The sequence below is a fragment of the Pantoea sp. GCM10028869 genome, assembly GCF_042666835.1.
GTDB classification, from domain to species: Bacteria; Pseudomonadota; Gammaproteobacteria; order Enterobacterales; family Enterobacteriaceae; genus Pantoea; species Pantoea leporis.
The window spans coordinates 210190-230604 of the sequence record NZ_JBHTGO010000007.1; the positions used below are offsets into that span (position 1 = coordinate 210190).

Below are 20415 nucleotides of genomic sequence, written 5' to 3' on the forward strand. Positions count from 1 at the left end.
AACGCGATGAGAAAGATTTTCCTGCAGATTGGGGCCACCCGCGACGGACAAAATCCTTACTGCGCGGTGGCCAAACGCGAGGGCTACTTTACCGTGCTGGCGGAGATGGGCGATTTCGTCGATTACCAATCGCTGAGCATTCCGTTGCCGTTCGATCTGATTGTGCGGCTCGATCGCCCGGAAAATCCGTGGGATGTACTGCAAGCCTGTTTGCATGCCGGGTTGATGGAGCATCCTCACGTGGTGCTGGCGGGCTTTGAAGCTTACAACGCCAGCGCCGGTCGCGTACGCGAACTGCTGGCGGGGCCCGACGCTGGTGCCAGCTTTATTCCGCCGGATAAGTACGCGCAGCGTATGGCGTTGCGCAAAGCCTGGCAGCGCTTTCCGCAGCCGGAGTTTCGCTTTTTTGCCTCGCCGCTCAGCATTCGGGATGCGCGAGACGCGTTGCTCTATCCCTGCGTGATCAAGCCGGTTGACGGCGGCGGCGGTCTTGGCGTCTGGCTGGTGAAACAGGCCAGCCAGCTTGATGCGGTGATCGGCAAGCTGGTCGACACCATGAATTACGGCGGGCGCGGCTTCAGCGGTTTTATCGTGGAGAGCTGGCTGGCGGGCGATGAGTATTCGCTGCAAGGCGTGGTGGCGAACGGCCATGCGGTGGCGCTGACCTGCTGCCAAAAGGTGATCGAACACCATAGCGATGCCGACGACTGCGTCAGTTTTTACGAATCCGGCCATGTAGCGGTCGCCGCGCAGCAACTGCCCGCCAGCTTTAGCAGCCTGATGAGCTTCTGCTGCGAAACCTTCGGCTATCGTCAGGGCGCATTTCACATCGACTTCATTTTGGTCAACGGCGAACCGCATTTCCTTGAAATGGGCTTCCGCCTTTCCGGCATGGGCGTGGTGAATCTGGTGCAGGAAGTCACCGGCATCAACTGGGCGGAAGTGGCGTTCCACATCGAAGCCGGTCACGGCATGCCGCCGCTGCATTTTCCGGCGCAGCCGCAGGCGGTGGGCCGCGTGCGTTTGCGTCAGCGCCTGCAGTATGACGCGGCTGAGCGCTGGATCGCACAGCATCAGCGCGGTCAGCTGTTGCCGCCGCTCAATCTGCCCGCGCTGGCAGTTTCGCCACGCTCTTCGCTGTATGCCGATTTAACCCGCCACGCCGGCATTCTCGCCACCTTGCGCCTCGCAGCGACCAGCCGCGACGACATTCTGGCGGTGTTCCATCAGATCCTTGAGGCCTCATCGCTCACCATTCGGAGAGATTTACTATGTGCAGAATGATTGTGGCGCACGGCCAATTTGATGCCGCCGCAGTGCTGGACGCCGCGCGTGCCATGAGCTGCGGCGAAACCGCCACGCACGAAGGTCCGATTAAACAGCATCCTAACGGTTGGGGCTGTTTATGGCTGGAGCAAGGGCACATTCGCACGCTGCACGGCACCGGCACGTTCGCCGATGCGCTGCCGACCATTGATGTTGATCGCCTGCGCGGCCGCTTTCTGGCGGTACATGTGCGCCACGCCACGCTGAGCAAAAATCACGGTATCGAATTTTCCCATCCGCTGTGGCGCACCAGCGGCGACACGCAGTGGTACATGATGCATAACGGTTTTTTGCCCACCGTTTATCAGCAATTGGGCATGGCGGAGTCGCGTTTCGATTCCGCGGAGTATCTCGAATATATGGTGGATCGCGCCACGCCCGCCGATTTCACCCGCGATTATCTGCGCGACAAGATGGCGCAGGTCGCGCCGGGCGGCAGTTCGGCCAACGCCATTTTTGTCACCCGCGATAAAGCCTGGGCGTGGCAATGGCATCCCGACGACACGCCCTATCCCAACTATTTCACGCTGCACCGCTTACAGAAAAACGACACCACTTTCATCTCTTCTGAACCTATTTCAGCACTGGGCACGGCGTCTGAATGGCGTCGTATGAACAACCATGAACTTCATGAATTTCCAATTGGGGAGTGATCAACATGGCGATTTTCAATCAGATCCGCGTTATTCATCCAAACATGTTTGTGGAGAGCACCTGGCTGGATGACATCGTGACGGCGCGCGTGCCGCTGCTGGTGTTACGTAACTTCCTCAAGCCGGACGTGCGCGCAGCGGTAGTGGAGGATTTGCAGCAGTGCCGCGAACAGGTGCGGGTATCGCACTATCCAAACGGCGCGCTGACCACGCTCGGCCCTTATCTGGCGAAGCACACCGCCGCGCCGGAAAACTACTTCACCGAGCTGCGCGATATTCAGCACGCGCTGCCGTCGTCGCTGCACTGCCTGCGCGATCAGATCTACAACTGGGTGCAGCACGCGCTGCGCCTGGAAAGCCTGCAAACCGCCAACGAACCCGAGCTGGGCGATTACGCCGGTTCGATTGTGCGCTTCCACGCTGACGGCGTCGCCAATCCCCTGCATAACGACAACATCGTGCGCGATGCCGCCGGCAGCGGATTGGCGGTGACCCGCATCTTGCACCAGCTGAGTTGCGTGGTTTGTTTGCAAGAGTGCAACGCCGGCGGCGCGCTGCGCATCTTCAACAAGAAGTGGCAGCCGGTGGATGAATGGTACAAAACGCCGGGCGAACTGGGTTATCAAACCGGCGTCATCGAACACAGCGAGGTATGCGAGTTCTCACCGCGCAGTGGCGATATCTATCTGTTTAATCCGGCGTTTTATCACGAAATTGATCGCGTGGAAGGCGACACGCGCATCACCATGGGCTTCTTCTTTGGCCTGACCGACAAAAAAATGAAACACGCCATCGCCTGGAGTTAACGCCAGGTTTTCGACGAGGAGACGAACATGAATACCTATGAAAAAGTAGCGGCCCTGCTGGATCACCATCAGGCGCGTTATCGCGTGGTGGAGCATGAAGCCATCGGCCAGACCGACCTGATTAGCGAGATTCGCGGTAACGATCTCAATCAGGCGGCCAAAGCGATGGTGCTGGAAGTGACGATGCCGGATGGCGCGGATGCGCGCTATCTGCTGGCGATTGTGCCGGGCGACTGCAAGATCAACTTCAAGAGCGCCGCACGCGCCATTGGCGGCAAGAAGTCGAGCTTTGCGGCGCCAGAGAAAGCGCAGGAGTTAACCCAGTGCGTGATGGGCGCGGTGCCGCCGTTTAGTTTTGATGATCGGCTGGCGCTGCGCGTCGATGTGCGCCTGCGCGACGTCGGCACGCTATGGTTTAACGCAGGGGCGCTGGATCGCTCCGTGGCTTTACAGGTGGATGATTTCTTTAAGGTTGTCGGTGATGAATGTTGTGCCGAGATCGCAACACCGGTGACGGCAACCGCCTGATCGCGGCAGTAAGGACTGTGTATGTCAGTGAAAGATATGTTGTTAGCCCTGCTGGTTGTGGTGGCGTGGGGCGTGAATTTTGTGGTGATTAAGCTGGGCCTGCAGGATATGCCGCCTTTTTTACTGGCGGGATTGCGGTTTAGCCTGGTGGCGTTTCCGGCGATCTTGTTTGTGAAGCGTCCGGCGATTCCGCTGCGCTGGCTGATCGTCTACGGCATGACCATCAGCTTTGGCCAGTTCGCCTTTCTGTTCCTCGCCATCAAGCTGGGCATGCCGGCAGGATTGGCGTCGCTGGTGTTACAGGCGCAGGCCTTCTTCACGCTGCTGTTGGGGGCGCTGTTCCTGGCGGAGAAGTTACGCTGGAATCATATCGTCGGCATTTTGGTGGCGACGCTCGGCATGTTTATGCTGGCAACCGCAGGCATGGCAGGCCAAACCACAGCGGGCATTACGCTCACTACCATGATGCTGACGCTGGCTGCGGCGCTGTCGTGGGGCCTCGGCAATATCACCAACAAAATCATTTTGCGTAACCGCAAAGTGCCGGTGATGTCGCTGGTGGTGTGGAGTGCGCTGGTGCCGATCGTGCCGTTCTTTGCCTGCTCATGGCTGTTTGATGGCGAAGCGGCGATTATCACCAGCCTGCTGCACATTTCACTGCAAACGGTGTTGGCGCTGATCTATCTCGCCTTTATCGCCACCATTGTCGGCTACGCGATATGGGGTAATTTGCTGAGCCGCTATGAAACCTGGCGCGTGGCACCGCTGTCGCTGCTGGTGCCGGTGGTGGGGATTCTCAGCGCGGCGCTGATCCTCGGTGAAACCTTGTCGATTCAGCAGATGATCGGCGTTTCAGTGATCATCCTCGGCCTGCTGGTGAATGTGTTTGGCGGCATGGTCAGTCAGCGATTATTGGTACGCACCTAAACAAAAACGCCGCTTTTCAGCGGCGTTTTTTTAACTCACATCCTGATTACAGAATTTCGATACGACGCGGTTTCGCCTCTTCCGGGACAATGCGAATCAGATCGATGCTCAGCAGACCATTTTCCAGACGCGCATCGCGCACCGTGATGTGATCGGCCAGCTGGAATTTGCGCTCGAAGTTGCGCTCGGCGATACCCTGATACAGGTATTTACGCTCCGGCTGCTCTTCAGGATGTGCGCCGCGCACCACCAGCACGTTGTCATGCGAGGTGATATCTAACTCGCTCTGGGCAAAGCCCGCCACGGCAATGGTGATACGGTAGAAATTCTCATCCACCAGCTCAACGTTATACGGAGGGTAGCCACCATTGGCCTGGTTTTGGTTGGACTCAAGCAGGTTAAACAGGCGATCGAAACCAATGGCAGAACGATAAAGTGGGGTGAGATCAAAGTTACGCATAATAAGACTCCTGATATTCAGCAAGTTTAGGCAACCTTCCACCATGGACAGGTTGTGCAGTCCGTTGCTGTCCCTTCCGGCAACAGCAACAAGACCGTTCCTTAAAAGTGGGTGCAGCCTGGTCGCTTTCAAGGGCTGATGCGTATTTTTTTACAGCAAATCTGACGATATGACATACACTCAGGGGACCAATCGCCTGAGATCCAAGACGCAGCCACAGAGCTTTGCTTAACGTCAGGTGACACACTCCAGCCAGGGCCATGCCATGACTGAAGGGATGATGATGATGAATATGATGAAACGCTTTCCACTCACAGCTGTGCTGGTTTGCAGTACCTTTGTTACTTCAGGTTGCTCCAGCGTTATGTCTCACACTGGCGCCAGTCAGGGCTACTATCCCGGCACGCGCGCCAGCGCAGAGATGATCACTGACGACAACACCAGCTGGGCGATCAAGCCGCTGGCGCTGATCGATCTCCCGTTCTCAGCGGTGATGGACACCGTGCTGCTGCCGTGGGATTACTTCCGTTCTGACGACGATAAAAGTAAGGATTCGATTCACGAGCGCGTGATGCAGAGCGAAAAAATGGCCGGCACGCAAGCCAGCCTGGCGACCGCCGCGTCTATGCCCGCGCAGCCGCACTGACGCAAAACAGCTGCCGCCAGCCGTCCACTTCCCGCATATAAGCGATCTTTTCTCCATCCGGCGACCAGACCACTGCATCACCGGATGGCGCATGATCGCTGCGTGGCGTTAAGCGCGTACAGGCTCCCGTCGCCATTTCACAGCGCATCACACTGTTATCACAGATAAAGCATATCGCGCCGCCTTGTGGATGCCAGCTAAAGGCCGACTGAATGCTGCTCGCCAGCTGCGTCACCTGGCGTGGCTGGCCGCCATTCGGTGAAACCGTCCACAGCTGAATCACGCCCTGTTCGTCCGCCAGCAAAAAGGCGATGGCGCTGCCATCCGCGGAGGCGCGCAGCCAGTGGCGCGGTTGCAGTGCCAGGCCATGGGTGTGCGTGATGCGTCGCTGCTGCACGCCAGCTGGCGGCGCAGGCAATTTATCCGCCGTGCCCTGTAAGGGCGAAGCGCCCGCTTTGGCGTAATCGGCTAACGCGGCGGGCAGATCCACCACAAACACTTCCGGCACTTTGTCGCCGTTGGCGGCGCGCGTATCACCGATAAAGGCGATGGCCCAGCGCTGCCAGCTGCCATCCGCTTTCTGATAGCCTTGATTCCCGATCCAGCACTCTTCATAGGCGCGGTCAATCTGGTCGCTGCCCGGCTGAGGATCGCGCTGCGTCTGGCTAACCAGCACGCAATAATGGCTGCCCTCATATTCACGCGGATGCTGTTTAGGCGGACACACCGGATGCAGCGGCACGGCCACGCCGACGTTACGCAGGTCTTCGCCGGCATCCTTTTCATGCATCACATGATCGTTGTAGGTAAAGCTCAGGCGCGAACCATCCGGGCTGAATACGTGGACATGCGAGCCACCGCGCAGCGCGCCAGGCGTGTAAGGCGCGGTGATATCGCAGGCATCGAGGTTCTCAGCGATGCCATGCTGCACGATCACGCCGCGTCGGTGATGAAAATCGTAGCGCCAGTGCGCATCCGGATGTTCCGGACCATGAATGCAAACGTAACGCGGCGGCAAATCCGAACTGACGGTGACCACGCCAACGTGCGCGCCATCGCGAGCCTGATACAACACTTCAACGGCACCGCTCGCCACGTTGACGCGCTCGATAGTCAGGCTGGTAAAAGAGGCGCCGGAAGGTCGCACATCAAATACCAGCCACTGGCTGTCGCCGGTCCAGACGTTGATGTTGGTAAGTTGATGATGACGCGCGGCAAAGGTGATTTGTTTTTCTGACATGAGGCAACCTTCCATCTAACAGTTGCCGGATAAATTACGTGATTCTGCAGTGAGAAGCAGCAATTTCGCCGCGGTTGATTGCGCAATGAACGGCGCCGCTACGGATTGTGCCCGTATTTGTAGCGGCGCGATTCATCGCGCGAATTTATTCACCTACGCGTTTTACATCACCGACCAGCAGGATGTAGGAGAGCGCGCCAATCAGCGCCACCGCCGAGATATACACCAGCGCCGGTGCAAAGCCGTAGTCCTGCGCCAGATAACCCACCACCAGCGGCACGGTGATGCCACCCAAGCCGCCAACAAAGTTGAACATGCCGCCGGTCAAACCAATCAGGCGCACCGGTGCCAGCGAGGAGACCAGCGACCAGGTAATTGAGGCGAAGCCGTTGCCGAAGAAGGCGATCGCCATCAGCGTCATAATCCATATCGGATCGTTGGTGTAGTTCGCGCCCATGATGCAGGTGGAGATCAGCAGACCGCAGATGATCGGCGTTTTGCGCGCAAAGCCCAGCGAACGACCACTGCGCACCAGACGATCGGCGACGATACCCGAGAGAATCACGCCAACGAATGCCGCGAGGAAGGGCACGGTGGTCATGAAGCCCGCGGTGAGCGCCGCGATGTGTTTTTCCTGCGTCAGATAGTTCGGGAACCAGGTCAGGAAGAACCACAGCGTGGATGTGACGGCGAACTGGCCAAGATAGACGCCGCACAGCTTGCGGTGGAACACCAGTTTCCAGTCGGCGGCGGTAAGTTTGGTGCGGGCTTTCTTTTCGCTCGGCGCATCGCCATCCACCATCGCGCCACCTTCACGGATGTAATCCAGCTCGGCTTTATTGATGCCTCGGCTCTGGCTGGGTGCCTGATAGAACTTAATCCAGATGAACGACCAGATGATGCCGATGCCGCCGGTAATAATAAATACCCAATGCCAGCTCAGCAGTTCCTGAATCCAGATCAGCAAGGGCGTGAGGAACGCCAGACCAACAAACTGACCGGACGTGTAGAAGCCGACGGCGGAAGCGCGCTCCTGCTCCGGGAACCAGCTGGTCACCAGCCGGTTATTGGTCGGGAAAGCCGGCGCTTCAAATATGCCGGTAATCGCACGCAGACCAATTAATGATAATAAGCCGGTGGCAAAACCCTGCAATAACGTCGCAACCGACCAGCCAAAGATGGCAATAAAATAGGTTAAGCGTGAACCCACGCGATCGAGGAACCAGCCGCCGGGAATCTGGCATAACGTATATAACCAGGCAAAGGCTGAAAATACATAACCCATTTGCGCTTTAGTAATACCGAACTCTTCCTGAATATGCGCGGAAGCGACGGCTAAATTAGCGCGATCGACATAACAAATGACCACCGTAATAAATATCATCAGCAGCGTGATATAACGACGGCGCGTCGGTTTGGCGTGAACAGCAGAGAGATCCATGGTGTTTCTCCGTAATCGGTTTTGCCGTTTGGGCACGACAGAGCACGCCCCGGCAAATATAGGGTAGCGATATCAAAGGTAAAACCACGTCAGCGGTAAATAAGCTGTGCCGGGAAACAGGCTGAACGCAGCCCTATGCCTTATTTCACCGGCATATAATTATCGAGATTTAATAAAATTTAATACCCTAAAGAATTCGAGTTGCAGAAAGGCGGCAAACGAATGAATCCCCCGGAGCTTACACTAGTAAGTGACTGGGGTGAATGAGCGCAGCCAACGCATCTGCAGCTTGAATTATGACGGGTATTTACCATTCAGCGACTGAACCGTCCGGGAATCGCCATAATGGATTACGCCAGTCAGGAGCATTTTTACTGCGTTCAATCACCAGCTCTTCGTTAATTTCCACGCCGAGGCCCGGTTTATTTAACGGATAGAAATGACCGTCATCCATTTTGAAATCGTCTTTATTGATCACATAATCGAGCAGTTCAGCGCCCTGATTATAGTGAATGCCCATGCTCTGTTCCTGGAACACCGCATTGCGTGACACGAAGTCAACGTGCAGGCACGCAGCCAGCGCAATTGGGCCGAGCGGACAGTGAGGCGCCAGCGCCACATCGTAAGATTCGGCCATCGCGGCAATTTTGTAGCACTCGGTGATACCGCCCGCGTGTGACAGATCCGGTTGCAGAATCGCCAGTCCACCCGCTTCCAGCACGCGTTTGAACTCGAAGCGCGAGAACATGCGTTCGCCAGCGGCGATCGGAATATGAGTCTGCGCCGCCAGACGCGGATAATATTCCGCCTGCTCCGCCAGCACCGGCTCTTCGATAAACAGCGGGCGATACGGCTCCAGCTCTTTAATCAGCACTTTTGCCATTGGCGCACTGACGCGGCCGTGGAAATCGAGGCCAAATTCAATCTCTTTACCGAAGGCTTCACGAATTTGCGCTACGGTATTCACCGCCTCATCGACTTTGCGCGCGTTATCGATAATGCCCATCTCTTCGCAGCCGTTGAGTTTGAAGGTATCAAAACCGATGGTGCGCAGTTTCTTAATGCCATCAATCACGTCGGCCGGACGATCGCCGCCCACCCAGCTGTAGGCTTTAATGCTGTCACGTACTAATCCGCCAAGCAGTTGATAAACCGGCACGCCGAGCGCTTTGCCTTTGATATCCCACAACGCCTGATCGATACCGGCGATGGCGCTCATCAGGATCGGGCCGCCGCGATAGAAGCCGCCGCGATACATCACCTGCCATAAGTCGTTGATGCGCGCCGGATCCTGACCAATCAGGTATTCCGACAGCTCATGCACCGCCGCTTCCACGCTGCGCGCGCGGCCTTCAATCACCGGTTCGCCCCAGCCAACGATGCCTTCGTCAGTTTCGATTTTCAGGAACATCCAGCGCGGCGGCAGGCGGTAAGTGGTCAGTTTGGTAATTTTCATCGTACAGCGTCCTTATATGCAGCAATAAATGCGCGAGCTTGTTCCACAGTGCGTGACAGCGGTTGACCGGCGCGATAGAGATCGCTGCCTAAGCCCGCGCCAATGCAGCCTGCGGCCATAAATTCATGCAGGTTTTCCGGCGTCACGCCGCCCACGGCAAACACCGGCACCTCTGGCGGCAGCACCGCTTTCAGCGCTTTGATGTAGCCCGGACCAAAGGCTGACGATGGGAAAATTTTCAGCGCCTGCGCACCGGCCTGTAAGGCGGTGAACGCTTCTGTCGCGGTAGCGCAACCGGCGGCAACGATCATCCCTTTGGCGACCGCCTGGCGGATCACCGCAGCATCGGTATTCGGCGTGACGACCAATTTGCTGTTCAGCGTCGCCAGCTCATCAACCTGCGCCGGATTCAGCACCGTACCGGCACCAATCAGCGCTTTATCGCCGAAGGTTTTCACCATCGCGCCGATGCTTTTCGCCCACTCCGGTGAGTTGAGCGGGATTTCAATCGCATCGAAACCCGCTTCAATCAGCGCGCCGACATGCGCTTCGGCTTCATCCGGCGTAATGCCGCGCAGAATGGCGATCAGCGGGACTTTAGTTTGCCAGGACATTCGCAATACTCCTTATTCCGTGCTGGAAAGCACGATCGCCTTCCAGCGTGACTGAATCCATGCCGATAAACTGCAGCGCCTGCTGATAACGTTGCGCCAGCGCACTACCGGCAATAATGGTGATCGGTTGGCTTGCGGCGTCGGCCTGTTGCGTCATCAGCGCCACTTCGTGACCAATCAGCAAGCCTGAAAGAAAGTCGCTGATATGGCGGCGATCGCGCGCGCCGAGTACGTGTGAAGCACGCACTTCAAACAGGCGCGCCAGAATCGAGGCATCGTTGCTGCCGACTTGCACACCTGCGCGGAAAGCCGCCGCGTTCTCTTGCTGTTCGGGTAAACCTGCGCCAACCAGCGACTGTTTGAGCAGCAGATGATGCAGTTCGCCGGTCATCACGGTGCGAAAAGCCAGCACGCGATCCTGTTCCATCTGCACCCATTTGGCGTGCGTGCCTGGCATCACATAGAGCGGCGCAGATTGCAGCTCCAGCGCGCCAAGCAGCTGCGTCTCTTCACCGCGCATCACGTTATAATTGTCGGCACGTTCGACGCTCAATCCCGGCACGATCCACGCTTTATCCTCGACGCGCGTCAGGCGGCTAGCGATGTCACCCAGCGCCACCGGACAGGAGAGATAGGGCACCGACAGCCAGCCGGCATTGCTGCCTACCATGCCCGCCATCACCACCGGCACGTCATCGACTGGCCAACCTGCGGTGACGCTGGCAAACACTTCGGCTGGCGTGCGATCGCCCAGGCGCGTGACGCCGGCTTCCGAACGACGTTCATCGATGCAAACGCCGGCTTGATAATGCCAGGCGCGCAGGTTGGTTGAGCCCCAATCAATCGCGATATAGCTGGTCACATAATCTCCTTGAGTCGCGCCGTTGAGCTGGCAATCATCGCTTTCGCCGCCTGCTCGGCAGCATCGCCATCCTGATGACGAATGGCATCAAACAGCGCTTTATGTTCGGCAAGCGTACGCGGCATGTTGCCTTCGTCCGCCATGTAGGTTTGCGCGAACACCGCTTTTTGCAGCTGGCTGATCGCCACGTTGAGTTGCTGCAGCACCGGATTGTGTACCGAATTCAGCACCGCTTCGTGATAGCGGATATCCGCTTCATTAAAGGCATCACGATTGAGATGGTTGGCCACCATGTCGTTGTACGCCAGTTCAATCGCAGCCAGATCGCTTGAGGTAGCGCGCTCGGCAGACCAGCGTGCAATCTGCGGCTCGACCAGCACACGCACTTCGTTCATGGCGGCAATCAGACGCGGGTCCTGATCGTGCGCCAGCGCCCACTGCAATACGTCGCTATCCAGATAGTTCCAGTGATTGCGCGGCGTGACGAACGCGCCGCGATAGCGTTTCATCTCCATCAAGCGTTTCGCCATCAGCGAGCGAAACACTTCGCGGATGATATTGCGCGAGGTGCCGAAGCGTTCACACAGCTCAGCTTCCGCGGGTAACGCCGCGCCCGGCACAAACTTGCCGGCCACAATCTCTTCACCCAGCGTCAGGATGATGCGCTCTGTTTTGCTTAGTTGTTCTTGCGTCATGATGTTCCATTCAGTGAAAGACAGGTACGCATCAGATTACTGCTTTCGCCTGGCGAAGCCTAACGGCCGCCCTGACCTGCGTTGTCGATTGTAGTACCATTAATACAAGTTGTACTACAATGCGGATCACAAAATAGACAAGTCATGTGTCATAACGCGATAAGGTCGCCATAAATGGCGACCTTATGAAGGCTTGGTGAGATTTGAAGTGTCGCCATGTATGGCGACCTAAAAACAGCGTGACGAGGAATAACGAGGGTTTACAGCACCAGCTCTTCAATGGCGTGCGCTACGCCGTGTTCCATGTTGGTTTTGGTAATGAACTGCGCGATTTTCTTCACGGAATCAATCGCATTGCCCATTGCTACGCCGGTTCCTGCATACTCAATCATCGCCAGATCGTTTTCCTGATCGCCAATCGCCATCACCTCTTCACGCGCCAGGCCGAGCTTCTCAGCCAACATTTTCACGCCTTGTCCTTTATTCACGCGGGCATCGAGGATTTCGAGGTAATAAGGTGCGCTTTTGAGAATGGTGTAGTTGTCACGCGCCTGCTGCGGCAAGCGCTGAATGGCAGAATCCAGCAGATCGGGCTTATCGATCATCATCAGCTTAGGGAAACGCGTGGCGCGATCCATCTCTTCCACAGAACGATAGCGCAGCGGAATGCCGGTCAGGCTCGCTTCGTGGATGGTGAACTCACTGATGTCTTTGTTCGGCGTATAGAGGAAAGATTTATCGAAGGCCTGGAAGTGGACGCCAAGATCGCGCGCCAGCTGTTCGATATACAGATAGTCGTCAAAACCCAAGGTGATTTCCGCGACGCACTCGCCATCATTAGCGCGATGCACCAGCGCACCGTTATAGCTGATGCAATATTGGCCTTCATCAACCAGATTCAGCTCCATCAGATAGCGCTGAATACCGACAAACGGACGGCCGGTGGTGAGCACCACCATCACACCTTTTTTATGCGCGCGTTCAATGGCCGATTTAACGGCAGGCGTGATCTCGTGCTGCGGATTGAGCAGCGTGCCGTCCATATCGATTGCAACCAGTTTTATAGCCATAACGTCCTCATTGAGTCAGGGTTTTGATCAATGCTAGCGCGATTCAGCTCACATTGACCAGTTTCGCGCCCCATTCAGATTTTTTACCGCAGCGGGCTTTGCGCGTTTTGCCGGGCGGAAAACAAAAAACCCTTCCACCAGGGAAGGGTTTTTACGTGTTGCCGTGTCGATTAGATATCGATGTTGGCGGCTTTCAGCGCATTCTCTTCGATGAAGGCGCGGCGCGGTTCTACCGCATCGCCCATCAAGGTGGTGAACAGCTGATCGGCAGCAATCGCATCCTTGATGGTCACGCGCAACATGCGGCGGCTATCGGGATCCATGGTGGTTTCCCACAGCTGCTCTGGGTTCATCTCACCCAAACCTTTATAACGCTGGACTGACAGACCGCGACGCGACTCTTTCACCAGCCACTCAATCGCCTGCTCGAAGCTGGTGACCGGCTGACGACGTTCGCCACGTTCGATATAGGCATCTTCTTCGATCAGGCCGCGCAGCTGCTCGCCCAGCGCACAGATTTTGCGGTATTCCGGTCCATCAATGAATTCGCTATCCAGCGGATAATCGGTATCAACGCCGTGCGTGCGCACACGCAGCACCGGTTCAAACTTCTGCTCATGGTTGGCGCGGACATGGGCCAGATAGCTGCTGCCGTGCGCTTCACGCTCAGTCAGATACGCCACTAAACCGTCGATCCAGCCTTTCACAGCGGCTTCATCACTGAGGTCGCTTAAGGTCGGATGGTAGATCAGGCCGCGCAGCAGAGCCGTAGGGAAACGGCGCTCCATACGTTTGATCATGCGCTGCGTGCCGTTGAAATCCGCCACCAGCGTTTCCAGCGGCTGGCCACCTAACGCCGGTGCGCTGGCGTTGGTGTGCAGCGTTGCGCCGTCGAGGGCGATGGAAATCTGATACTGATCCATCGCTTCGTCGTCTTTAATATACTGTTCTTGCTTGCCTTTCTTCACTTTGTACAGCGGCGGCTGCGCAATATAGACGTGACCACGTTCCACGATTTCTGGCATCTGACGGTAGAAGAAGGTCAACAGCAGCGTACGAATGTGCGAGCCGTCGACGTCCGCATCGGTCATGATGATGATGCTGTGATAACGCAGTTTGTCCGGATTGTATTCGTCACGGCCGATACCACAGCCCAGCGCGGTGATCAGCGTGGCAACTTCCTGCGAAGCGAGCATCTTGTCGAAACGCGCTTTCTCCACGTTCAGGATTTTACCCTTCAGCGGCAGAATCGCCTGATTCTTACGGTTACGCCCCTGTTTGGCTGATCCGCCTGCAGAGTCACCCTCCACCAGGTAGATTTCAGACAGCGCCGGATCGCGCTCCTGACAGTCGGCCAGTTTGCCCGGCAGACCGGCCAAATCCAGCGCGCCTTTGCGGCGCGTCATCTCACGAGCACGGCGGGCAGCTTCACGCGCACGCGCCGCATCGATGATTTTGCCAACCACGATTTTCGCGTCAGACGGGTTTTCCAGCAGGTATTCCGCCAGCAGTTCGTTCATCTGCTGCTCAACCGCCGATTTCACCTCTGAAGAGACCAGCTTATCTTTGGTCTGAGAAGAGAATTTCGGATCCGGCACTTTCACGGAAACCACTGCAATCAGGCCTTCACGCGCATCGTCACCGGTCGCACTGACTTTGGCTTTTTTGCTGTAGCCTTCTTTATCCATGTAGGCATTCAGCGTACGCGTCATTGCCGCACGGAAGCCCGCCAGGTGCGTACCGCCGTCGCGCTGTGGAATGTTGTTGGTGAAGCAGTAGATGTTTTCCTGGAAACCATCGTTCCACTGCAGCGCCACTTCCACGCCAATGCCATCTTTCTCCGTCGAGAAGTAGAACACCGTTGGGTGAATCGGGGTTTTGTTCTTGTTGAGATACTCTACGAACGCCTTGATGCCGCCTTCGTAGTGGAAGTGATCGTTCTTGCCGTCGCGTTTGTCTTCCAGACGAATCGAAACGCCAGAGTTCAGGAACGACAGTTCACGCAGGCGTTTCGCCAGGATTTCGTACTCAAACTCAATCACATTGGTGAAGGTTTCGTAGCTCGGCCAGAAACGCACGCGAGTACCGGTTGCATCGGTATCACCGGACACCGCCAGCGGTGCCTGCGGCACACCGTGCTGATAAACCTGCTGATGCACTTTGCCTTCACGGCGAATGGTCAGCTCCAGCTTCTGTGACAGGGCGTTTACGACTGAAACGCCAACGCCGTGCAGACCACCGGAAACTTTATATGAGTTATCATCAAATTTACCGCCTGCGTGCAGGACGGTCATGATCACTTCAGCAGCAGAGACGCCCTCTTCCGGGTGAATGCCGGTAGGAATACCACGACCATCATCTTGCACCGAGACAGAGTTATCTGCATGAATAGTAACGGTAATATCACTACAGTGACCGGCGAGCGCTTCGTCGATTGCGTTATCCACGACTTCGAATACCATGTGATGCAGACCGGTGCCGTCATCCGTATCGCCGATGTACATACCCGGGCGTTTGCGTACCGCATCAAGCCCTTTCAGGACTTTGATACTTGAGGAGTCATAAGAATTCGACATCAACGTTTCTCGCTCATTTAATCTTCAGGTTGAACCACTATTTTACCCTGTTCCACGCGGAACATCTTGCCCTTTTCATCACTCATGTCGATTACATGCTCGACACCAATGGCGCTGACAAATACTTGAGCCTGCGTGGCTTTTAGGCGTTCAGCTAACAGCCGACGACGGGTGTCATCCAGCTCTGAGGCAAAGTCATCAATCAAATACAAACAGCGTTGTCCGCTGCTGCGCGTAAGGTATTCGCCCTGCGCTAAGCGCAGCGCGCACATCAGCAGTTTTAACTGGCCGCGTGAGAGTAAATCTTCCACCGGCGTGCCCTCAGCACGAATGCGAAAATCGGCTTTATGCGGGCCGCTGGCGGTATACGTGAGCGCGCGGTCGCGCTCGAAATTGCGTTCCAGCAGTTCGGCGTAGTCGCTCTCTTTATCCCAGCCGCGCTGGAAAGAGAACGTCAACGCAAACTCCGGTAAAAACTGACCGCAGGTGGCGATGATCTCGCGGGAAATCGCCGCGCTGTATTCGGCGCGCCAGGCGCTGATTTGCTCGGCCAGCGGCACCAGTTCCTGATCCCACGGACGAATCTGGCTATAGCGCGAGACCTGACGCAGCGCCGCATTGCGCTGTTTCAGCAGGCGACGCAAATTGCTCCAGGCATGGAAAAAACCAGGCGAGGCGTGAAAGCAGCCCCAATCGATGTAGGCTCGACGGTATTTTGGACCGCCATTGAGCAGGGTAAATCCTTCCGGCGTAATCAGTTGCATCGGCAGCAGCTGCGCCAACTCGGCGACTTTGTGACCATCGCTGCCATCAATACGCACTTTGCTGTCGCCAGCGCGATTCTTGGTCAGACCGACCGACATTTCACGTTCGCTGCCTTCAATGCGGCCGTGCAGCACAAAGGCGTCCTGATCGTGACGAATCACGCGGCCCGCTTGCAAACTGCGAAATGCACGACCGTGCCCCAGCGTGTAAATCGCCTCCAGCACGCTGGTTTTACCGCTGCCGTTGGCACCGACAAGGAAATTAAACCCCGGCGCCAAAGCCAGATCGGCCTGCTCGATATTGCGAAAATCTTTAATCAGGAGGCGGGTTAAAGCCATAACGAATCCAGCGAGAAGGGGATTTTACCTAACATTTGAGATCCAGGCCGTCGGCGGCGCAGCCAGTCTGGTTACGGCCAGCGCGCAGAACTTGGGAGCATACTGAAGTATGTGACCAAGGGCGAGCACTGCCCGGGACCAGAATGGCAAGTAAGCCAGGCCGATATTTATAAACGCATTGGCATCACGACGTAGGCTGCAGCCGGACTGGCCACATCCTCAATCTGCACGCTCGATACGCCATCAGTCAGCAGCAAACGCACGTTCTCGCACTTGAGCGCATTCAACACATCCAGCACGTAACTGACGTTGAAGCCAATCTCCAGATCGGTGCCGTTGTAAGAGACATCCAGCATCTCTTCCGCTTCTTCCTGCTCTGGGTTATTCGCCGTGATTTTAAGCTGATTTTCGGTGATATAGATGCGAACACCGCGGAATTTCTCATTCGAGAGAATCGCCGCACGCGCAAACGCCTGTTTTAAAATATCACAGCCAGCTTCCAGCGCTTTGTCGGGATTCTTCGGCAATACGCGGCGATAATCCGGGAAACGGCCATCAACCAGCTTCGACGTAAAGATAAAGTCGCCAACGTGTGCGCGGATGTTGCTGCTGCCGATTTGCACCTGCAGCGGCGTTTCGCCACCGTCGAGCAAACGCATCAACTCAATCACCCCTTTACGCGGCACGATCACCGAATGGTTTGGCAGCGCCTGACCAATCGGCATGGAGCATACGGCAAGGCGGTGACCATCGGTAGCGACGGTACGCAACTCTTCGCCTTCGGTTTCGAACAGCATACCGTTGAGGTAATAACGCACATCCTGATGCGCCATTGAGAACTGCGTGGCTTCAATCAGGCGTTTTAGCGTCGCCTGCGGCAAGGTGAATTCCACCTCGCTCTGCCAGTCATCCAGATTCGGGAAGTCGCTGGCGGGCAGCGTTGACAGCGAGAAACGGCTGCGGCCAGAACGCACCAGCATTCTGTCGCCTTCCAGCGTCAGGCTGATTTCAGCGCCTTCCGGCAAACCGCGGCAAATATCGAGGAATTTACGCGCAGGAACCGTGGTGGCGCCCGGCTCGTGTGGCTGCGTCAGCGCAACACGGGCTACCATTTCCATTTCCAGATCGGTACCGGTCAAGCGCAGCGAGCCTTCGCTTACTTGCAGCAGTAAATTTCCGAGGATTGGCAGCGTCGGGCGTCCGCCAAGTGGGCCGCTAACCTGTTGCAGTGGCTTCAGTAACTGCTCACGTTCTACAATAAATTTCATATGCGTCAGGAAGATAGTGTTCGAATGAGGTTAGAGAAATCTTCTTTAATGTCGTGGCTTTCTTCACGCAGCTGCTCAATTTTACGGCAAGCGTGAAGCACGGTGGTATGGTCGCGACCACCAAACGCATCGCCAATCTCCGGCAAGCTGTGATTGGTGAGCTCTTTCGCCATCGCCATCGCCATCTGGCGCGGACGCGCTACCGAACGCGAACGGCGTTTCGACAGCAAATCCGCCACTTTAATTTTGTAATACTCGGCCACCGTTTTCTGAATATTATCGATGGTGACCAGCTTTTCCTGCAGCGCCAGCAGATCGCGCAGCGCTTCGCGCACGAAATCGATGGTAATCGCGCGACCGGTAAAGTTCGCGTTGGCAATCACGCGGTTCAGCGCGCCTTCCAGCTCGCGGACATTAGAACGCAAACGCTTAGCAATAAAGAAGGCGACTTCACCCGGCAGGCGAATATCGTTTTCATCGGCTTTCTTCATCAGGATCGCGACACGCGTTTCCAGTTCAGGCGGCTCGATCGCCACAGTTAATCCCCAACCAAAACGTGATTTCAGGCGATCTTCGACGCCGTTGATCTCTTTTGGATAGCGATCCGAGGTCAGGATGATCTGTTGATTGCCTTCCAGCAGCGCGTTGAAGGTATGGAAGAACTCTTCCTGCGAGCGCTCTTTATTAGCAAAGAATTGAATGTCATCGATCAGCAGCGCATCAACCGAGCGGTAGTAACGCTTAAACTCTTCAATGGCGTTGTTCTGCAAGGCTTTAACCATGTCCTGCACAAAACGCTCAGAGTGCATGTACACCACTTTGGCATTGGGCTTGCGCGCAATAATGCCGTTACCCACCGCGTGCAACAGGTGAGTTTTACCCAGGCCGGTGCCGCCATAAAGGAACAGTGGGTTATAAGCGCCGCCAGGATTATCCGCCACCTGACGTGCCGCCGCGCGCGCCAGCTGGTTCGATTTACCTTCAACGAAGTTGTCGAAGTTATGACGGTTATTCACATTGGAGCGGTAAGTCACATCGGCCGGTGCGGGAACGGAATCCCAACTTGGACGCAAAATTTGCGCGGGTGCCGGACGATTTTCGATCGGCGCGGGCGCATTGTAACTGGCCATCGCCGGTTGGTTAGTGGTGACCTGTGCTGCAGGGCGCGTACCGACTTCGAAACGCAGTAACGGCACATTTGCACCGCAGAATTCATTCAGCAGCCCATTGATACTATTGAGATATTTATCTCTAACCCAGTCGAGTACAAACCGATTTGGTGCATACAAGGTCAGCGTATTGTCGTTTAATTCAGCTTGCAGCGGACGAATCCACATGCTGAATTCGGTGGCAGGAAGCTCATCCTGCAAACGGGCAAGACACTGTTGCCAAAGCGTAAGTGACACGGCGGACTCCACTCGTACAAAATCGATAAGAATTTTAGGCGCTAATAAATAGAAACGTAATTTTTAGACACAGACGGTTGGAAAGCGCCTGCGACCGCTATTCGCGGTAGTCTTCCCCGGCGATCGCAGCGAGGATCGTCAGCGGAAGGGCGGATCATAACGTAAAGCTGCACAGAGATCTTCCCTTTCTACACAGTTTTGATCCAATTTATCCACAGGCTACTGAAGTGATAATGAGTTTACGCTTTCTGCGAAAAAAGCCAGCGTTAATGTGGCTGAAAGCGTTAATTTTTCTGGCAAGCTCTCGTTTCCGTGCAGCAAATCTGCAAACTGATCGCAAGAAGATCCTGCGCGATCCTTGCGCTTTAACCCACAGCCCGTATAATTCCCCACCCGGCATTATTGCGTGAAGCCTTGATGCCCGGAATCAGCGGGCTGTATCTGGGTTTCCAGGTGCCGCGACCAGCGAAGTGAATTGACTCTGGACTGTACAATTATTACAATCCCGCCTCTTTATTAAAGACACATTGAGGCGTTGGTCGATTTACTGGCCCGAAAACGCGTCACCCAGTGAAAATTTTCAAGTTTAGGTAGAAATCGCCATGAAACGCACTTTTCAACCGTCCGTACTGAAGCGCAACCGTTCACACGGTTTCCGTGCTCGTATGGCAACAAAAAATGGTCGTCAGGTTCTGGCACGTCGTCGTGCTAAAGGCCGTTCTCGTCTGACCGTTTCTAAGTAATAAAGCTAACCCTCGTGGTTAAGCTCGCATTTCCCAGGGAGTTACGTTTGTTAACTCCCACTCATTTCACTTTCGTCTTCCAGCAGCCACAACGAGCCGGTACGCCGCAAATCACCATACTCGGCCGACTTAACGCGCTGGGGCATCCCCGCATCGGTCTCACCGTCGCAAAAAAACATGTAAAACGCGCCCATGAACGCAACCGGATCAAGCGATTGACCCGCGAAAGCTTTCGTCTGCGTCAACATGAGCTCCCTGCAATGGATTTTGTGATCGTGGCTAAAAAAGGGATTGCTGACCTGGATAACCGTGCGCTGACGGAAGCGTTGGAGAAACTATGGCGTCGTCACTGTCGCCTGGCTCGCGGCTCCTGATTGCCCTGATACGCGTTTATCAACGCGCCATCAGCCCACTGCTGGGACCTCATTGCCGGTTCCATCCCACCTGTTCGCAGTATGGGATTGAGGCCTTGCGCCGCTTTGGCGTTGTAAAAGGCAGTTGGTTGACGATAAAACGCGTATTAAAATGCCACCCTTTGAACCCGGGTGGTGACGATCCTGTGCCGCCAAAAACCTTTGATACCAGAGAACATTAA

At 55.9% G+C, this 20415-nt stretch carries 21 protein-coding genes; 9 read left to right on the plus strand and 12 right to left on the minus strand.

Annotated features, from left to right (window positions below):
- Positions 1–6 precede the first annotated feature (6 nt).
- Genes ACFQW4_RS18510 through ACFQW4_RS18530 form a run of 5 tightly spaced genes read left to right on the plus strand, consistent with a single transcriptional unit; the run spans position 7 to position 4240 of the window.
- The gene (locus ACFQW4_RS18510; protein ID WP_377726557.1) at positions 7–1284 is read left to right on the plus strand and encodes an acetyl-CoA carboxylase biotin carboxylase subunit family protein; all 1278 of its coding nucleotides are present in this window, start codon (positions 7–9) and stop codon (positions 1282–1284) included.
- A complete protein-coding gene (locus ACFQW4_RS18515; protein WP_110868247.1) occupies positions 1272–1979 on the plus strand; it encodes a class II glutamine amidotransferase in 708 nt (235 codons plus the stop codon). Before ACFQW4_RS18510 ends, ACFQW4_RS18515 begins: the two co-directional genes overlap by 13 nt.
- Positions 1980–1984: 5 nt before the next feature.
- Positions 1985–2785: a hypothetical protein gene (locus ACFQW4_RS18520; RefSeq protein WP_192236807.1), complete on the plus strand. Its 801-nt coding sequence runs from the start codon at positions 1985–1987 to the stop codon at positions 2783–2785.
- 27 nt (positions 2786–2812) lie between these two features.
- Positions 2813–3313 carry a YbaK/EbsC family protein gene (locus tag ACFQW4_RS18525; RefSeq protein WP_101763886.1) on the plus strand — a complete coding sequence of 167 codons (501 nt, stop codon included), beginning with the start codon at positions 2813–2815 and terminating at the stop codon, positions 3311–3313.
- Positions 3314–3334: 21 nt separating this feature from the next.
- Entirely contained in the window at positions 3335–4240 is a 906-nt protein-coding gene (locus ACFQW4_RS18530; protein WP_110868246.1) for an EamA family transporter, read from the plus strand.
- Between the two features lie 46 nt (positions 4241–4286).
- On the opposite strand, the gene ibpA is transcribed toward ACFQW4_RS18530, so the two are convergent.
- A complete protein-coding gene (gene ibpA / locus ACFQW4_RS18535) occupies positions 4287–4700 on the minus strand; it encodes a small heat shock chaperone IbpA (RefSeq protein WP_101763888.1) in 414 nt (137 codons plus the stop codon).
- Between the two features lie 286 nt (positions 4701–4986).
- Here ibpA and ACFQW4_RS18540 point away from each other — a divergent pair, with 286 nt between their 5' ends.
- Complete coding sequence (locus ACFQW4_RS18540) at positions 4987–5346, plus strand: YceK/YidQ family lipoprotein (RefSeq protein ID WP_304622225.1); 360 nt, start codon at positions 4987–4989, stop codon at positions 5344–5346.
- Here the strand turns inward: ACFQW4_RS18540 and ACFQW4_RS18545 are convergent.
- The 11 genes from ACFQW4_RS18545 to dnaA form a co-directional block, all read right to left on the minus strand.
- The gene (locus tag ACFQW4_RS18545; RefSeq protein WP_377726561.1) at positions 5324–6586 is read right to left on the minus strand and encodes a DUF3748 domain-containing protein; all 1263 of its coding nucleotides are present in this window, start codon (positions 6584–6586) and stop codon (positions 5324–5326) included. The genes ACFQW4_RS18540 and ACFQW4_RS18545 overlap by 23 nt on opposite strands.
- A gap of 145 nt (positions 6587–6731) precedes the next feature.
- Entirely contained in the window at positions 6732–8027 is a 1296-nt protein-coding gene (locus tag ACFQW4_RS18550; protein ID WP_280172266.1) for an MFS transporter, read from the minus strand.
- Positions 8028–8334: 307 nt separating this feature from the next.
- Positions 8335–9483: a galactonate dehydratase gene (gene dgoD, locus ACFQW4_RS18555; protein ID WP_210081073.1), complete on the minus strand. Its 1149-nt coding sequence runs from the start codon at positions 9481–9483 to the stop codon at positions 8335–8337.
- Positions 9480–10097 (minus strand): 2-dehydro-3-deoxy-6-phosphogalactonate aldolase, encoded by a 618-nt coding sequence (locus ACFQW4_RS18560; protein WP_061719996.1) that lies wholly within the window; start codon positions 10095–10097, stop codon positions 9480–9482. The genes dgoD and ACFQW4_RS18560 overlap by 4 nt, the downstream gene beginning before the upstream one ends.
- Positions 10081–10959, minus strand: a complete 879-nt coding sequence (locus ACFQW4_RS18565) for a 2-dehydro-3-deoxygalactonokinase (RefSeq protein ID WP_377726564.1) — start codon at positions 10957–10959, stop codon at positions 10081–10083. Before ACFQW4_RS18565 ends, ACFQW4_RS18560 begins: the two co-directional genes overlap by 17 nt.
- On the minus strand, positions 10956–11654 hold the full coding sequence (locus tag ACFQW4_RS18570; protein WP_101763893.1) for a FadR/GntR family transcriptional regulator: 699 nt from the start codon (positions 11652–11654) through the stop codon (positions 10956–10958). Before ACFQW4_RS18570 ends, ACFQW4_RS18565 begins: the two co-directional genes overlap by 4 nt.
- A gap of 260 nt (positions 11655–11914) precedes the next feature.
- Positions 11915–12724 carry a sugar-phosphatase gene (gene yidA / locus ACFQW4_RS18575; protein WP_377726566.1) on the minus strand — a complete coding sequence of 270 codons (810 nt, stop codon included), beginning with the start codon at positions 12722–12724 and terminating at the stop codon, positions 11915–11917.
- Positions 12725–12894: 170 nt separating this feature from the next.
- A complete protein-coding gene (gene gyrB, locus ACFQW4_RS18580) occupies positions 12895–15300 on the minus strand; it encodes a DNA topoisomerase (ATP-hydrolyzing) subunit B (protein WP_101763895.1) in 2406 nt (801 codons plus the stop codon).
- 17 nt (positions 15301–15317) lie between these two features.
- The gene (gene recF, locus ACFQW4_RS18585; RefSeq protein ID WP_101763896.1) at positions 15318–16403 is read right to left on the minus strand and encodes a DNA replication/repair protein RecF; all 1086 of its coding nucleotides are present in this window, start codon (positions 16401–16403) and stop codon (positions 15318–15320) included.
- Between the two features lie 167 nt (positions 16404–16570).
- Positions 16571–17671 (minus strand): DNA polymerase III subunit beta, encoded by a 1101-nt coding sequence (dnaN, locus tag ACFQW4_RS18590; protein ID WP_008105300.1) that lies wholly within the window; start codon positions 17669–17671, stop codon positions 16571–16573.
- A 5-nt stretch (positions 17672–17676) separates the two neighbouring features.
- Complete coding sequence (gene dnaA, locus ACFQW4_RS18595; RefSeq protein ID WP_101763897.1) at positions 17677–19077, minus strand: chromosomal replication initiator protein DnaA; 1401 nt, start codon at positions 19075–19077, stop codon at positions 17677–17679.
- A 602-nt stretch (positions 19078–19679) separates the two neighbouring features.
- On the opposite strand from dnaA, the gene rpmH reads away from it, so the two are divergent.
- Genes rpmH through yidD form a run of 3 tightly spaced genes read left to right on the plus strand, consistent with a single transcriptional unit; the run spans position 19680 to position 20415 of the window.
- Positions 19680–19820: a 50S ribosomal protein L34 gene (gene rpmH, locus ACFQW4_RS18600; protein WP_003849659.1), complete on the plus strand. Its 141-nt coding sequence runs from the start codon at positions 19680–19682 to the stop codon at positions 19818–19820.
- A gap of 14 nt (positions 19821–19834) precedes the next feature.
- Positions 19835–20194, plus strand: coding sequence for a ribonuclease P protein component (rnpA, locus tag ACFQW4_RS18605; protein WP_036648555.1), 360 nt, complete (start codon positions 19835–19837; stop codon positions 20192–20194).
- Positions 20158–20415, plus strand: a complete 258-nt coding sequence (gene yidD, locus ACFQW4_RS18610) for a membrane protein insertion efficiency factor YidD (RefSeq protein WP_007893564.1) — start codon at positions 20158–20160, stop codon at positions 20413–20415. Before rnpA ends, yidD begins: the two co-directional genes overlap by 37 nt.

What these genes read in the sequence shown, in the direction of transcription:
- ACFQW4_RS18545 (WP_377726561.1), bottom strand. Translation starts at nt 6,586, where the DNA reads ATGTCAGAAAAACAAATCACCTTTGCCGCGCGTCATCATCAACTTACC.
- yidD (WP_007893564.1), top strand. Translation starts at nt 20,158, where the DNA reads ATGGCGTCGTCACTGTCGCCTGGCTCGCGGCTCCTGATTGCCCTGATA.
- rpmH (WP_003849659.1), top strand. Translation starts at nt 19,680, where the DNA reads ATGAAACGCACTTTTCAACCGTCCGTACTGAAGCGCAACCGTTCACAC.
- ACFQW4_RS18560 (WP_061719996.1), bottom strand. Translation starts at nt 10,097, where the DNA reads ATGTCCTGGCAAACTAAAGTCCCGCTGATCGCCATTCTGCGCGGCATT.
- ACFQW4_RS18520 (WP_192236807.1), top strand. Translation starts at nt 1,985, where the DNA reads ATGGCGATTTTCAATCAGATCCGCGTTATTCATCCAAACATGTTTGTG.
- ACFQW4_RS18515 (WP_110868247.1), top strand. Translation starts at nt 1,272, where the DNA reads ATGTGCAGAATGATTGTGGCGCACGGCCAATTTGATGCCGCCGCAGTG.
- yidA (WP_377726566.1), bottom strand. Translation starts at nt 12,724, where the DNA reads ATGGCTATAAAACTGGTTGCAATCGATATGGACGGCACGCTGCTCAAT.
- recF (WP_101763896.1), bottom strand. Translation starts at nt 16,403, where the DNA reads ATGGCTTTAACCCGCCTCCTGATTAAAGATTTTCGCAATATCGAGCAG.
- ACFQW4_RS18540 (WP_304622225.1), top strand. Translation starts at nt 4,987, where the DNA reads ATGAATATGATGAAACGCTTTCCACTCACAGCTGTGCTGGTTTGCAGT.
- ACFQW4_RS18550 (WP_280172266.1), bottom strand. Translation starts at nt 8,027, where the DNA reads ATGGATCTCTCTGCTGTTCACGCCAAACCGACGCGCCGTCGTTATATC.
- dgoD (WP_210081073.1), bottom strand. Translation starts at nt 9,483, where the DNA reads ATGAAAATTACCAAACTGACCACTTACCGCCTGCCGCCGCGCTGGATG.
- ACFQW4_RS18525 (WP_101763886.1), top strand. Translation starts at nt 2,813, where the DNA reads ATGAATACCTATGAAAAAGTAGCGGCCCTGCTGGATCACCATCAGGCG.
- dnaN (WP_008105300.1), bottom strand. Translation starts at nt 17,671, where the DNA reads ATGAAATTTATTGTAGAACGTGAGCAGTTACTGAAGCCACTGCAACAG.
- ACFQW4_RS18530 (WP_110868246.1), top strand. Translation starts at nt 3,335, where the DNA reads ATGTCAGTGAAAGATATGTTGTTAGCCCTGCTGGTTGTGGTGGCGTGG.
- gyrB (WP_101763895.1), bottom strand. Translation starts at nt 15,300, where the DNA reads ATGTCGAATTCTTATGACTCCTCAAGTATCAAAGTCCTGAAAGGGCTT.
- ACFQW4_RS18510 (WP_377726557.1), top strand. Translation starts at nt 7, where the DNA reads ATGAGAAAGATTTTCCTGCAGATTGGGGCCACCCGCGACGGACAAAAT.
- ACFQW4_RS18570 (WP_101763893.1), bottom strand. Translation starts at nt 11,654, where the DNA reads ATGACGCAAGAACAACTAAGCAAAACAGAGCGCATCATCCTGACGCTG.
- ibpA (WP_101763888.1), bottom strand. Translation starts at nt 4,700, where the DNA reads ATGCGTAACTTTGATCTCACCCCACTTTATCGTTCTGCCATTGGTTTC.